Raw genomic sequence first — 13768 nt, 5'->3', positions numbered from 1 at the left:
TAGAACAGGTTCTATTCGTGAGGATAGCGCAGGGGCCACGCCCCTGTGCGCCGTTCAGGGATGCTGATGTGCACGCCTGGCAGGACCGATTACTTCGCGGGCCCGGGCCGGTCTATATATGCAAGGCGCTCCGCGCTGGCCTACAACAAAATCAACGAGAGGATCTCTATGACAGCCGCACCGGACACCATGCGACCATTCGACTCCATCATCGGGCGGTGGAGGACATCGGGCACGGTATTGGACGAACACGGACAGCCAGTCGCAGAAATAGACGGCACCGACGAGTACGAGTGGATGCCAGGCGGAATGTGGGTCATCCACAGGGTCGACGTCACGATTGGCGACGATCATGTTCATGCGCTGGAACTCATCGGCGAGCACAACCCGGAGACCAACACATATGTCATGCGGGCCTTCGACGGATCGGGCTCATTCGGGGCGATGACCGCGCACCCGAATACGGATGGATCATGGACCTTCCTCGGCGATCGCATGCGTAGCACCTTGTGGCCGTCCGAAGACAGGTCATCCATGACGGCACGGTGGGAGCGGCAGATCGACTCGGGTACCTGGCTCCACTGGATGGACATGGGTTTCGCAGCGATTGCCCACTGATTGTCTACGGACTACCTATTGACGTACGGACTGCGACGGTGAAAACTGACCACAAACGTTGTCACTCCAGCATCCTGACGAGATCGACTGACCGATAACAATTTTGGACAAATTGCCCCTGGTCAGGCGATTGCTGCTGCACTGGAAACCTAGGGAGATCCAGTGCTCACTACGTTCAACAGGTTCAAGTTCAACAGCTTTCGCATTCTCTCAGCCGTTCTGGCTGCCGCCTTCCTGACGACGACAGCCATTACGCAGGCTCAGGCCGTGCCGACGGTGTCCCAATACCTCGACCTTCCCGAGATCAATCAGGAGGGAACCGCCGCTGGAGGATTGAATCCCGCACTGCCGCTTGATTGTTCCGAGCTCGAGTCCGCACTGTCGTCAGCCCGCAATTCCGGGGTCGACCCCAGCCGTTATGCAACCCTGCTGCGCCAATACTGGCTTGCCGTCGGGGCAGAGAATGCGAATATCGAACTGGCGAACTGGGATCCCCAGCGAGGACTGGCAGCCAACCGCACCACAATCGACGACGTCTATGTCAACTATCTGCGGATGACCAACGCCCACCCCGAACTGTATTGGTCCGGAATGGCCGGCCTGGCCGGTGTGTCATTCGCTTCCGGTTTCTACGATCTGGGCGATGCGTCCACCATCCTGAGCGTCAACGGCATCCGCCAACTTGCCGACGCGGCCGCCGGGGTAGTCGCAGTCTTCCCTCCGGGAACAACCAGCCCGCTACCATCCGACCTCCAACTCCTGATCACACAAGGACCACACGCCGATTCCGGAGATGTCGATTGGTACGTCAAACGACTCCTCACCATGCAGAAACACATCTTCATGGATCTGGTTCCTATGCATGAGGCATATATTGCACTGGGCAGCAAAGGAATCGAGGAGTTCGAACGAGCCGGACTATTCGACGACAACATTTCCCAAGCCTGGCAGAGCATCTCCGAGGGCACTCCGGACAGTCTCGCCGACGCTCTGGTCCGAATGGCCTCACGCGAGCAAAATCAGGTGATCGCAGATCAGTGGGATACCACGACACAGGGGCGTGGCAGCATGGGACGAGTTCTCACCTACGTCACGACCATCGCCGGAAAGCCTGCCGTGCCAGGAACTCCCGCACCCGGAACTTACGCGCCGATTGAGGTGACCGTCCATGCGGCGGGAGTGAAGACAGCGGTGACGGCGCCGCTTCCTGCCTTCAACTGGGCGGATCGGGAAGCGCGATGGTCATTCATTGCCGACGAGTTGGCACCCAGCTATATCACTGCAGTACAACAACATTCACGAGAGACACAGACGATACTCGCGAATCCGTTCACAGAAATGTCGGCGCGGGGGCGGCTCATTCCCCGATTGCCGGATCTCCTGCATGACCTCACGAGTGGGTGGACGTTGCAGCCGACCGGATAAGCACGGCGTGCCAACCCCGCCGCCGCGTGAAAGGATCCAGGCAAAACGGGGGGACAAGATATGACCAAGATCGACAAGTTATGGGAACTCGCCCGTCCGCATCTCGCGTCCGGTGAAACTGCGGTAGCAATAGTGCAGGGAACTACCGGTGGCAAGATGATCGGCGAGAAGAGAGTCCGGAACGGACTTTTCATCGCCACCGCTCAGCGCGTCATCTTCTACGTCAAGAAGATGGGGAACTTCAGCTTCGAATCATTCAGCTACGACAATATCGAGGCGTGCGAGAAGGCCAAGGACAGGATCGGCGACATCGTCCGCATTACCGCGTCGGGAAACGACGTACTACTCAAGTGGATCACCGATGAGCGAGCCTTCGAGGAATTCGTCTCCGCTGTCCGGGCAAGGATGAAATAGCTGTGCGCCGTTTTGGTAGTGGGCACTACCAAAACGGCGCACGTGCGCGAAGCGCCTAAAGGACGATATTCACCATCTTGCCGGGAACAACGATCACCTTGCGGGGAGCGTTCCCCTCGAGCAGAGCAACGATCTTCTCGTCTGCCAGAGCGATTTCCTCGACAGCCTTGCGATCGGCATCAGCCGGGACGCTGATGCGGCTACGCACCTTGCCGTTGACCTGGATCGGGTACTCGACCGTGTCCTCGACAAGCCACTTCTCTTCGACAGCCGGGAAGGGGCCGTGCGCAAGGGATTCCGCATGTCCGAGGCGCGACCACAGCTCTTCCGCGAGGTGCGGAGCCAGGGGAGCGAGCATCAGGACCAGCGGCTCCACAGCAGCGCGGGGAGCGCCACCCGGGAAGACCTTGGTGAGGTGGTTGTTGTACTCGATCAACTTGGCAGCAGCCGTGTTGTCGCGCAGCGCCGTGTAATCCTCACTGACACCGGCGATTGCCTTGTTGAGTGCACGCAACGTTGCCTCGTCGGGCGCTTCGTCGGTGACGCGGGCTTTACCGGTCTCCTCGTCGATGACGACGCGCCACACACGCTGCAGGAAGCGCGCAGCGCCGACGACGTCCTTGGTCGCCCACGGACGCGAGGTGTCCAGCGGACCCATCGACATCTCGTAGACGCGCAGGGTATCGGCACCGTATTCGGCGCAAATCTCGTCCGGCGCAACGGCGTTCTTGAGGCTCTTGCCCATCTTGCCGTACTCGCGATTGACCTCGGCGCCCTCGTAGAAGTACTTGCCGTCCTTCTCTACGACCTCTTCGGCGGGCACGTAGACGCCGCGGGCATCGGTGTACGCGTAGGCCTGGATGTAGCCCTGGTTGTACAGGCGGCGGTACGGCTCGCTCGAGCTGACGTAACCCAGATCGAAGAGCACCTTGTGCCAGAAACGCGAGTACAGCAGGTGCAGCACGGCATGCTCGACGCCGCCGACGTAAAGATCGACTCCGCCGGGGTCATTGGGACCGTGCAGTTCCGGACGCGGACCGGTCCAGTACGCCTCGTTCTGCGGATCGCAGAAGGTGTCCTGGTTGGTGGGGTCGATGTAACGCAGCTGGTACCACGAGCTACCCGCCCACTGCGGCATGACGTTGGTGTCGCGGTGGTAGGTCTGCAGGCCGTCGCCGAGATCGAGCTCGACGTTGACCCACTCAGTGGCCTTGTTCAGCGGGGGAGAGGGCTCGGAGTTGGCGTCATCCGCATCGAAGGACACGGGTGCGTAGTCCTCGACCTCCGGAAGCACCACGGGCAGAGCCGAATCCGGCAAGGCGTGCGCGTTTCCGGCTGCGTCGTAGACGATCGGGAAAGGCTCGCCCCAGTAACGCTGCCGCGCGAAGAGCCAGTCGCGCAGTTTGTACTGGATGGTGCCCTTGCCGTGTCCGGCTTCTTCGAGCTTGCTGATGATGGTTGCCTTGGCCTCGGCAACATCCAGTCCGTCGAGGTAGTCGGAGTTCACCAGAGCGCCGTCACCTGTGTACGCAGCCTCCGAAACATCGCCACCGGCAATAACTTCGAGAATATCGAGGCCGAATGCCGTCGCAAATTCCCAGTCACGGTGATCGTGTCCGGGAACAGCCATGATGGCGCCGGTTCCGTAGCCGGTCAACACGTAATCGGCGATGAAGACGGGCACCTTGTGGCCGTTGACGGGGTTGACCGCGTACGCACCCAGGAAGACGCCGGTCTTCTCCTTGTTTTCCTGACGCTCCAGGTCGGTCTTGGCAGCGATGGACTTGCGGTATGCCGCAACCGCTTCCACCGGAGTTGCTGCGCCGTTGGTCCAGCGGGCGTCGACGCCTTCGGGCCACTCCGCAGTAACCAACTGATCGACCAACTCGTGCTCGGGAGCCAACGTCACGTAGCTGGCACCGAACAGCGTGTCGGGACGCGTCGTGAACACGTCAATGCCGAATTCGCCGGCAGCGAAGGTGACTTCAGCACCGTAGGAGCGGCCGATCCAGTTGCGCTGCATGGCCTTGACCTTGTCCGGCCAATCCAGGTACTCGAGGTCGTCGACCAGGCGGTCGGAGTAGGCGGTGATCCGCATCATCCACTGCTGGAGGTGCTTGCGGAAGACGGGGAAGTTGCCACGCTCACTGCGGCCGTCACCCGTCACCTCTTCGTTGGCCAGCACCGTACCCAGACCGGGGCACCAGTTCACCATCGAATCAGACTGGTAGACAAGGCGGTACGAGTCCAGAACCTTGCCGCGTTCCGCAGCGGTCAACGCTGCCCAATCGCCACCGTCTTCCAAATCCCGTTCACCCGAAGAGAATTCAGCTTCCAGCTCCGAGATGCGACGCGCCTTACCAGCAGCCTTGTCGTACCAAGCGCCATGGATCTGCAGGAAGATCCACTGCGTCCAATGGTAGAAATCGATATCCGTCGTCGCGAGGCTACGACGCTCGTCGTGGCCCAGGCCCAGGCGTCGCAGCTGGCGCTGCATGTTTGCGATGTTCGCTTCGGTCGTCGTACGCGGGTGGGTGCCCGTCTGCACGGCGTACTGCTCGGCCGGCAACCCGAAGGCGTCGTAGCCGAGGGTGTGGAGCACGTTGTGGCCCTGCATACGGTGGTAGCGCGCGAAGACGTCCGTCGCGATATATCCGAGCGGGTGGCCGACGTGCAGACCCGAACCCGAGGGGTACGGGAACATGTCCTGGACGAAGAGCTTGTCGGCGGGCACGCCCTCGGGGGAGGACAGCGGACCGACCGGATTGGGCGCGTTGAACGTGCCCTCCTCGCTCCAGCGGTCCTGCCAGCGCTGCTCGATCTGGCCGGCAAGCTCCGCGGAGTAGCGGTGCTGCGGGGTGGCGTCGACTGGTGAATCGGGGGACTGCGAAGACTCGGTCACTGTGGTCGCTATCTACTTGGCTGACGTTAAATACCGTTAACCAGGGTAGAGCCTTCACCACCCGGGCATACGGGCAACTCCACACGCACCTATCCTGTATGGGTGGTCATTGTTGCTGTAGTGCTGTTCGTGCTCGCTCTTGCCGTCGGCGGAGTCGCTGTCGCCGGCCTGATCGGCAAGCTCCCGCGTAACCGCTGGGCCGGTGTCCGCACCCCGGACACCCTGCGAAGCGAAGAATCGTTTGCCCTGGCCAACAAGGTCGCCGGCCCCACGATGGCTGCCGCCGCCGGACTGCTCGTCATCGGCGGCATCGCTGCTCTCACTATGAGCGTGGCCATGGGGCTCGGTATCGCCCTCGTCGCAGTTGTCGCAGCATTGTTCACTGCCGGTACCGGTGGAGCCATCGGCGCCCGCGCCGCCGCTGCGATCCCCGAGCCGAGCGGCTGTGGCAACGACTGCAACTGCGGACATACGGAAAGCGCCGGACACACTGACACCGCCGCTGACCAAACGCCGGTAGCCAAGGCGGAAGCGTCTGCCAAGGAAGCTGCGTCGGAGTGCGGAGAGTCCTCCTGCGGAGCCTGCTCACTCAAGGGCGCCTGCCTCCCGGCAAAGTGAATTGATTCACGTGAAACATCGTGTGGTCGACCCCGCCGGAGCAATCTTCGGCATCCTGATTCCCGCGTTGTGCGCGTTCGGTGGCGTCGTACTCACGAAAATGTGGGAACACCGCCTACCGGAGAAAATCGCCACGCACTGGACCACCACGTCGGCCGACGGCTTTGCGACGCCCACCGCCAACGCGTGGACAGTCGCGCTTCTGACACTGCTCTTCGGCGGCGGACTCAGCGCAGTTGCGGCTCTGGCGCCGGCAATGCTGATGATGCGGCGCTTCATGCTGGTGACCGGACTCGGCGTCGTCGGATTGATCACCACCGTAAATTTTGCGCTTCTGTACAACCAACTCGACGTCGTTGATCCGTCCACGACCTCACTGCCGTATTGGTCCATCGGTGTGGGTGCATTGCTCGGCGGCGCGCTCGGCTACCTGGGCGCCCTCACGCTGCGCGACTACCGCGTCCCCGAGCACGCTTCCGGAAATCCCTCACCCGAACTCCCACGCAGCGATGCTGCACTACCGATCTCCGACGACGTGGGCTTCTCCGCCAAGGGTTCAGCCATCCTTGCGCTGAGCACCCTCGCACTCGGAGTCTTGACAAGCCTGTTGATGGATTCGTACTGGTCCCTGTTCATATTCGCAGCGCTCGCCCTGCTACTTGTCAGCCTCGTGCGCTTTCGCGTCACGGTGGACGAGAGGGGCATCTCCGTCGTCAACATGGGCATGCGCGCGATGGGGTACGACGCCGACGAGGTTGTGAGCGCCAAGGTCGCCGAGATCACACCGTTCGCAGATTTCGGCGGTTGGGGCCTCAAGACCAAGGGCCGACGCAACTACGGCATCGTCACCCGCACCGGGCCCGCTGTGGTCATCAGCTTCGCGAGTGGCGATCGACTCACCATCACCACACCGAAAGCCGAGGAGATGGCCGGGACGCTGAACCGCCTGGCCGACTCCCGCACTGCACCTCGTTATCCTTAGCCCGGTGAAGTTTCTCAGCAGGTTCTACATCGACGGGTTCATCCTCGGAATCATCGCGGCCGCAGTCCTCGGCAGTGTGTTCCCGGCATCCGGCTCTGCTGAGACAGTGCTCGACTGGGCCACCAAAATCGCCATCGGCTTCCTGTTCCTGCTCTACGGCGCCCGCCTCTCCCCACAAGAAGCGTGGAAGGGCGTCAAGCATTGGCGACTGCACAGCGTTGTTCTGGCGTCGACGTTCCTCTTGTTCCCTCTGATCGGCCTCGCGCTGCGGATCCTCACGCCGACGTTGATCAGCGACGAGTTGTACACCGGAATCCTCTACCTGTGTCTGGTTCCGTCGACGGTCCAATCGTCGATCGCCTTCACCTCCATCGCCAAGGGCAACGTGGCGGGCGCGATCGTGAGTGCGTCGTTCTCCAACCTGATCGGCGTCTTCATCACGCCTCTGTTGGTGGTTCTACTGATGAACACCACCGGGCAGGCGACGGTCGATTTCTCTTCGATTCTCGATATCGTCGCGCAGTTGCTGGTCCCGTTCATCGTCGGCCAATTGATTCGGCCATTGGTGATCGGATGGCTCCAGAAGTACGCGGAGCCGACCAAGTTCGTCGACCGCGGATCCATCCTTCTGGTTGTCTTCGCCGCATTCAGCGAAAGCATGAAAGACGGGATCTGGGGCACCATCACGATCTGGCAGATCCTGACCCTGATCGTGGTGTGCTGCGTGATCCTGGCGGTGGTGTTGGGGGCAACCACCCTTGCCGGCAAGAAACTCGGCTTCGATCAGGCCGATCGGATAGTCATCATCTTCTGCGGATCCAAGAAATCCTTGGCGACGGGTTTGCCGATGGCGGCAGTGCTCTTTGCCGGACAGCCGGTGGGCCTGATCGTGTTGCCGCTGATGATCTTCCATCAGATCCAGCTGATCGTGTGCGCCGCGCTGGCGCAACGCTTCGCGAAACGAGATCCGGTCAGCGTCGCCTAGTCAGTTCCGCTCGAGCTCGATGGGGTGACTCGCCAACATCGCGAACGGAAGCGGTTGGCGTCGTAGTACCCGGGCCCACACGTCGACGCGCGGGACAGTCAGCACGTCCGAGGGCAATGAACTGGTGACCATCCAGTCGTTGCGCTCGAGCTCCGAATCAAGCTGTCCCAGAGTCCAACCCGAATATCCGGCAAAGATTCGAATCCCCTCGACCAGAGGAGCGATAACGTCGGGATCGGAATCCAGATCCACCATGACAACTTTGCCGTCCACGCGGCGCAACCCTTCGATGCCGTCAATCATGGCACCGTTGCGAGCGGTTCCGAGACACAGCGCGGAATCCTGCTTGACCGGCCCGCCCACATACAGCGAAGAAGGGTTTGCGGTGAGCGGTGCCCACTGCGGGAGGACGTTCTGTACGGCTGTCTCAGTCGGCCGATTGATCACGACGCCAAGGCTTCCGGCGTCGTTGTGTTCGATCATGTAGATGACGGTGCGACGAAACGCAGGTTCGGTGAGATCGGTGGACGACACCAGCAAACTACCCGGACGAACCTCCGGTTCTATCCAGGCCATTCGATCATCGGGTCCTTCTGCGTGCGGCACAGAAGACATCATCTCACTTCAACCCGGCGATCTCCGCGAGCAACGTCAGGTGCCGCTCGAAAAGCTCGCCAGGCTCGGCAAACGTGTCGGATCCGTACTGACCGAACACCTCGAAGTTGACGGAACCGAACAGCGCCACCCACACAAGAGTTCCGCGGGCAACCGCATCCAGTGATAGTTCGACGTCCATTTCGATGCGGACGCGTTCGAGATCCAACGTCAAGGGTTCTCCGAGTTCGGCGTCCTGCTGCTGCGCCAGCGCCCCCGACCGATACGCCCCGTCGATGATCGCGATCAAACGAGTGACGACACGGGTACCCGGCCCGGTGGTCTCTTCGCCGGGCGCGTTGTAGCCGGGGACCGGACTGCCGAACAGCAATCCGTACCGTGCGGGCTCGCGCACCGCCCAGGCTCGCAGCGCTCGACCCAAGGCGAAGAATTGGCCCCGATAATCCTCCGCTGCAACGGCATTCACCGCTGCGTCTACTTCGCTACCAAGCTCGTTGTATCCGTCCACCACCAGCAACGTCAGCAGTTCGTCACGACTGGCGACATACCGGTAGACCGCGGAAGACACGACGCCCAGATCGCGCGCCACAGCCCGCAGCGACAGGGCGGCAGCACCGACCGACGCCAGATGTTCGCGCCCGATCCGAGTGATGTCCTGCAATGTCTGCTCGCGCGCTCGCATCCGTGGAGTAGTGGTCTGCTCGCGCGCTCGCATCCGTGGGGTTCCAACCATGAGGACATCATGCCTCAATTCCGAGAGCAGAATCAACAAAAGCGAGCAGCGTTATCTAAAGAGAGCAGTGCTCTTGACATGACTAAAAAGTGGGTGCATCCTAGAAATCGAGAGCAGTGCTCTCGCATTCGAAACCCTACTGAGGAGCACGCCATGACCAGCCTCGAAATCGTCACCGGAGCAGGCCCCGTCGGGTCGACCGTCGCACTACAACTCGCTGTTCAGGGCATCAATGTCCGCCTGCTGACCAGGTCTGGAAGCGGACCCGAACACCCCCTGATCGAGCGTCGGCGCGTCGACGTCTCAGATCCCGAAGCCCTGCGCACCGCCACCGAAGGCGCCACCGCGATCTACCACTGCATCCACGCCGCCTACAACGCCGCAGACTGGGAACGCGAACTCCCGGCAGCCGAAAAGATCGTTCTCGACGTGGCTGCATCACTCGACGCTGTGGTCGTGTTCCCGGAAAGCCTCTACTCCTGCAACTCGGACACCGTGATGACGGAAGCTGATCCACGTAGCGCAACCGGCGGCAAGCGCGGAGTCCGCACAGCATTGCTACGCGCCCGAGCAGCATCGTCGACCCCAACCGTGAGTGTGGTCGCCTCCGACTTCTTCGGCCCCTTCGTACGCACAGCCCACGCGGGTGAACGAATGGTTCCGAAAGTCATGGCCGGTAAGAAGATTCGCGTCGTAGCGTCTGCCGATCAGCCACATTCTTTCACTTACGTTCCCGATCTTGCGGCCGCGATGATTGCCGCGGCCCACAATCCGAAGCTCTGGAACTCCGTCCTGCACGCACCCACCGGCCGCGCCCTCACTCAGCGCACAATTGCCGAGGCCTTTGCACACGCTGCCGGAGCCCCTCCCGCCAAGGTTGGGGTCCTGCCGGCCTGGGTCCTCGATGCCGTCGGCAAGGTCCATACCGACACCCGCGAACTCGCCGAGATGAACTACCAGTTCACAAAGCCGTTTGTCATGGATTCGAGTGCCAGCGAGGCACTCCTGGGTCTGGGGCCGACACCAATCGAACAAGCGGCGGGGGAGACCGTTGACTGGTGGCACGCCGAGCAGGCCCGCACTGCGGCAGCCTGAGGGCACGAACTGATCATTCAATGTTCCGATAGATGGGACTTTCGTTCCCCCACGCTGCACAAATCCCTAGTGTCCACGTCACACCAAACAAATCTGACACAAGCGCACTGAGGGGTACCGATGGCCACGCTTCTACGAACAATCACCCTGCCTACCGATCCGGACCAGATCTGGTCTGCGATAAAAGGATTCGACAAACTCGCCTCCTGGCACCCACGCATTCCACCCTCCGAAATGGAGGGAAATACAGACCCGAACACCCCCGGTTCCGTACGTCGATTCATCGTCGACGGCAACGTCGTGGCACGTGAAAAGTTGATCGAGCATGATGATCAGGGTCGAACCTACAGCTACGAGGTACTCGACAAACCAATTCCGGTCGACAATTACATTGCACGCATCGAAGTAGTGCCTACCCCTGACGGCTGTGAAGTTCGATGGACCGCTACCTACGACGGAGCCGACGAGATCATCCCCGTCGTGGAAAACGCCTTCGGTGACGGCGTGTACTCGGTTGGCCTCGATGCCCTGCGAGACCGGTTCGACCGCCGATAACTCGGTTCCTACTAGAGTTTCCCTCCATGACCCCAGCCTCGAACCGCCGCGAGGCTTGGCGTCGGACGCTCCACACCCTGCGTGAATCCCCGGGTCTCGGACGGCTGGCTCTCGTCCGCTTCTCGAGCCAGTTCGGCGACGGCTTGTTCCAGGCCGCGTTGGGTGGTGCGATCTTGTTCAACCCGGAACGGGAAACAGATCCGGTGGCCATCGCTGCGGGCTTTGCCGTACTGCTGCTGCCGTATTCGATCATCGGCCCGTTTGCCGGCGCACTCCTGGACCGTTGGGATCGACGCCTCGTCCTCCTGTGGGCGAGTGTTCTGCGTGGACTGCTGATTCTGACCGCCGCCGTACTCCTTGCAACCAGTGGCGGCGAATCTGCACTGTTGTTGTGCGCGTTGGCAGCCATCGGAGTCAGCAGATTTGTCGGCGCCGGTGTCTCGGCAGCCTTACCCAAGGTTGTCCGGCAATCCTGGCTGGTGGCCACCAATTCCGTTCTGACAACAGCGGGTTCAGTGGTGTCGGCTCTGGGAGCGGCGACGGCTGTCACCATAATCGGGGTAGTCGGTGCCGGTGATCGGGCCTCGGCAATCGCCGTCGCCTGCGCGGCGGTGGGATCAATCATTGCGGCTTTGGCAGCAGCAAGATTCAGCGCCAGATCACTCGGCCCCACACCATCTGAAACAACAGACTCGGAAACCTCGAACAGCAACGCCGCCCTCTCCGTCCTGGCCGGCTTGAAAACCGGAGCCACCGCAGTGTGGCAAGCTCCCGGCGTCACCACCACGATGATCGGGATCGGTGCGCACAGAATCTGTTTCGGCCTCAACACCCTCATCATGGTGCTGGTATTGCGAGACACCGCGAACGGCTCCGGATTGCCCGGCGGGATGGCAGGATTCGGCGTTGCCGTCGCCGCTACCGCCATCGGAATGTTGATTGCCGCACTGATCACGCCGTTCCTGATACCGCGCATCGGACGCTCACGCACCGTCACCTACGCGCTGGCGGTCGCTGCCTCGACCCAACTGGTATTCGTGACAACCCTGACACAGGGGTCGCTGCTGATCGCGGCATTCCTACTCGGCATCGCCGGCCAGTCCGTCAAACTCAGCGGTGACGCCGCCATGCAAATCGACATCGACGACGACCGTCGTGGTCAGGTATTCGCCTTGCAGGACACCGTCTTCAACATCGCGTTCATCGGCGCTATCGCCGCCGGGTCGACGGTGATAGCGCCCGACGGCAAGAGCGTCGGATTAGCTCTGGCCGGTGCCGGAATCTACGCCGCAGGGCTGTCAGCCGTCCTGATCAACCGGCGCGTCCGCGGGGGCTGATTCAACAGGCTCCGCCTGCTCTTCCCACCACTTCAACAACTCGGCCTCAGCCACGTCGCGCTCGAGCGGACCTCGGTCCAGACGCAGTTCCTTGAGGAAGCTCCACGCCTTGCCCACCTGCGGGCCGGCCGGGATGTTCAGCAGTTCCATGATGGCGTTGCCGTCCAGGTCCGGGCGCACGCGCGCCAGGTCTTCCTGCTCGGCGATACGGGCGATGCGCTCTTCGATGTCGTCGTAGGTGGCCTGCAACTGGGCAGCCCGACGCTTGTTGCGGGTAGTGCAGTCGGCGCGCACAAGTTTGTGCAACTGCTGAATCTGTTCACCGGCATCGGTGACGTAACGCCGCACAGCCGAATCCGTCCACTGCCCCTTGCCGTAACCGTGAAAACGCAAGTGCAGGAACACAAGATGCGAGATGTCGTCGACCATCTGCTTGGAGAACTTTAGCGCACGCAAACGCTTGCGGACCAGCTTGGCGCCGACAACCTCGTGGTGATGGAAGCTGACGCCGCCGGCGGGCTCGTTACGCTTGGTGTCGGGCTTGCCGATGTCGTGAAGTAGTGCAGCCCAACGCAATACGAGGTCCGGATCACCCTCTTCGAGATCGATCGCCTGCTGCAACACCGTCAGCGAGTGCTGGTAGACGTCCTTGTGCTGGTGGTGCTCGTCGATCTCGAGCTTCATCTGCGGAACCTCGGGCAACACAAACGCAGCCAATCCGGAATCGACCATCACGTTGATTCCGTCCACCGGGTACATACCCAGCATCAGCTTGTTCAGCTCGGCCTGCACCCGCTCGACGGTGATCCGCTCGATCTGCGACGCCATTTCCTTGATGGCTTCGAGAACACGATTGTTTAACGTGAAACCAAGCTGCGAGACGAACCGCGCCGCGCGCAGCATCCGCAGCGGATCGTCGTTGAACGAGTTCTCGGGAGCCGACGGCGTGTCGAGCTCGCCGGCCAGCAGCGCGTCCATGCCGTTCAGCGGATCGACGAACGTGAAGGAACCGTCCGCGCCGATCTGCATTGCCATCGCGTTGACCGTGAAATCGCGGCGCACGAGATCGTCGGCGAGCGTGCTGCCGTATTGGACGATCGGATTACGCGAGACGCGATCGTAGGCATCCGCCCGGAAGGTCGTGATTTCGATCTCCTGGCCATCCTTGATGGCGCTGATCGTCCCGAAGTCGATTCCGGTGTCCCACTGCTTGTCGACCCACCCCTTGAGCAGAGCCTGCACCTTCTCCGGGCGCGCATCCGTCGTGAAATCGAGATCACCGCTGAAGCGGCCCAGAATCGTGTCGCGAACGCTGCCGCCCACCAGATACAGCTCGTGACCGGCGGCGGCGAAGCGCTCGCCCAGCGGATTCAACACATCGGAGAGCGTGCGCAATGTATCGGAAGCGTCGGCAAGCAGTCGCAGTCGGCGATCGGCATCGGAGGTAGGGGCAGTCACGTCCATGGAGCTTACTTAAGGTGCGCAAATA

Annotated in this window: 12 protein-coding genes and 1 pseudogene; 9 read left to right on the top strand and 4 right to left on the bottom strand. The window is 61.6% G+C overall.

Features of this window, described 5'->3' with window-relative positions:
* Positions 1 to 168 precede the first annotated feature (168 nt).
* The 3 genes from MTX36_RS19305 (at position 169) to MTX36_RS19295 (ending at position 2457) form a co-directional block, all read left to right on the top strand.
* Positions 169 to 618 (top strand): DUF1579 family protein, encoded by a 450-nt coding sequence (locus MTX36_RS19305; RefSeq protein ID WP_243621297.1) that lies wholly within the window; start codon positions 169 to 171, stop codon positions 616 to 618.
* A gap of 162 nt (positions 619 to 780) precedes the next feature.
* Positions 781 to 2043: a hypothetical protein gene (locus tag MTX36_RS19300; protein ID WP_243621296.1), complete on the top strand. Its 1263-nt coding sequence runs from the start codon at positions 781 to 783 to the stop codon at positions 2041 to 2043.
* A gap of 60 nt (positions 2044 to 2103) precedes the next feature.
* Entirely contained in the window at positions 2104 to 2457 is a 354-nt protein-coding gene (locus MTX36_RS19295) for a PH domain-containing protein (RefSeq protein WP_243621295.1), read from the top strand.
* 55 nt (positions 2458 to 2512) lie between these two features.
* Here the strand turns inward: MTX36_RS19295 and leuS are convergent, their stop codons facing one another.
* Positions 2513 to 5359, bottom strand: coding sequence for a leucine--tRNA ligase (leuS, locus tag MTX36_RS19290; RefSeq protein WP_243621294.1), 2847 nt, complete (start codon positions 5357 to 5359; stop codon positions 2513 to 2515).
* 102 nt (positions 5360 to 5461) lie between these two features.
* Between leuS and MTX36_RS19285 the strand changes: the two are divergent.
* The 3 genes and pseudogenes from MTX36_RS19285 to MTX36_RS19275 all read left to right on the top strand — a co-directional run.
* Positions 5462 to 5809 (top strand): annotated as a pseudogene (locus tag MTX36_RS19285) (SdpI family protein); the annotation flags it as partial.
* A gap of 178 nt (positions 5810 to 5987) precedes the next feature.
* Entirely contained in the window at positions 5988 to 6959 is a 972-nt protein-coding gene (locus MTX36_RS19280; RefSeq protein WP_243621292.1) for a DUF1648 domain-containing protein, read from the top strand.
* 4 nt (positions 6960 to 6963) lie between these two features.
* Positions 6964 to 7944, top strand: a complete 981-nt coding sequence (locus tag MTX36_RS19275; RefSeq protein ID WP_243621291.1) for a bile acid:sodium symporter family protein — start codon at positions 6964 to 6966, stop codon at positions 7942 to 7944.
* Here MTX36_RS19275 and MTX36_RS19270 read toward each other — a convergent pair whose 3' ends face one another.
* Both MTX36_RS19270 and MTX36_RS19265 read right to left on the bottom strand, forming a co-directional pair.
* Positions 7945 to 8550: a YqgE/AlgH family protein gene (locus MTX36_RS19270; protein ID WP_374230501.1), complete on the bottom strand. Its 606-nt coding sequence runs from the start codon at positions 8548 to 8550 to the stop codon at positions 7945 to 7947.
* Between the two features lie 13 nt (positions 8551 to 8563).
* The gene (locus MTX36_RS19265) at positions 8564 to 9292 is read right to left on the bottom strand and encodes a TetR/AcrR family transcriptional regulator (protein ID WP_243621290.1); all 729 of its coding nucleotides are present in this window, start codon (positions 9290 to 9292) and stop codon (positions 8564 to 8566) included.
* Between the two features lie 153 nt (positions 9293 to 9445).
* On the opposite strand from MTX36_RS19265, the gene MTX36_RS19260 reads away from it, so the two are divergent.
* From MTX36_RS19260 to MTX36_RS19250, 3 genes are all read left to right on the top strand, one after another.
* A complete protein-coding gene (locus MTX36_RS19260; protein ID WP_243621289.1) occupies positions 9446 to 10387 on the top strand; it encodes an NAD-dependent epimerase/dehydratase family protein in 942 nt (313 codons plus the stop codon).
* Between the two features lie 120 nt (positions 10388 to 10507).
* Positions 10508 to 10942 (top strand): SRPBCC family protein, encoded by a 435-nt coding sequence (locus MTX36_RS19255; RefSeq protein ID WP_243621288.1) that lies wholly within the window; start codon positions 10508 to 10510, stop codon positions 10940 to 10942.
* 26 nt (positions 10943 to 10968) lie between these two features.
* Positions 10969 to 12279, top strand: coding sequence for an MFS transporter (locus MTX36_RS19250; RefSeq protein WP_243621287.1), 1311 nt, complete (start codon positions 10969 to 10971; stop codon positions 12277 to 12279).
* Here MTX36_RS19250 and MTX36_RS19245 read toward each other — a convergent pair.
* Positions 12241 to 13737: a CCA tRNA nucleotidyltransferase gene (locus MTX36_RS19245; RefSeq protein ID WP_243621286.1), complete on the bottom strand. Its 1497-nt coding sequence runs from the start codon at positions 13735 to 13737 to the stop codon at positions 12241 to 12243. The genes MTX36_RS19250 and MTX36_RS19245 overlap by 39 nt on opposite strands.
* Positions 13738 to 13768: the final 31 nt, after the last annotated feature.

Origin of the sequence: Rhodococcus sp. ARC_M6 (assembly GCF_022810305.1) — a bacterium.
In the GTDB taxonomy this organism is placed as follows: Bacteria; Actinomycetota; Actinomycetes; order Mycobacteriales; family Mycobacteriaceae; genus Rhodococcus_F.
Note: the sequence above shows the minus strand (reverse complement) of the source record. Positions and strands in the feature narration are given on the sequence as shown.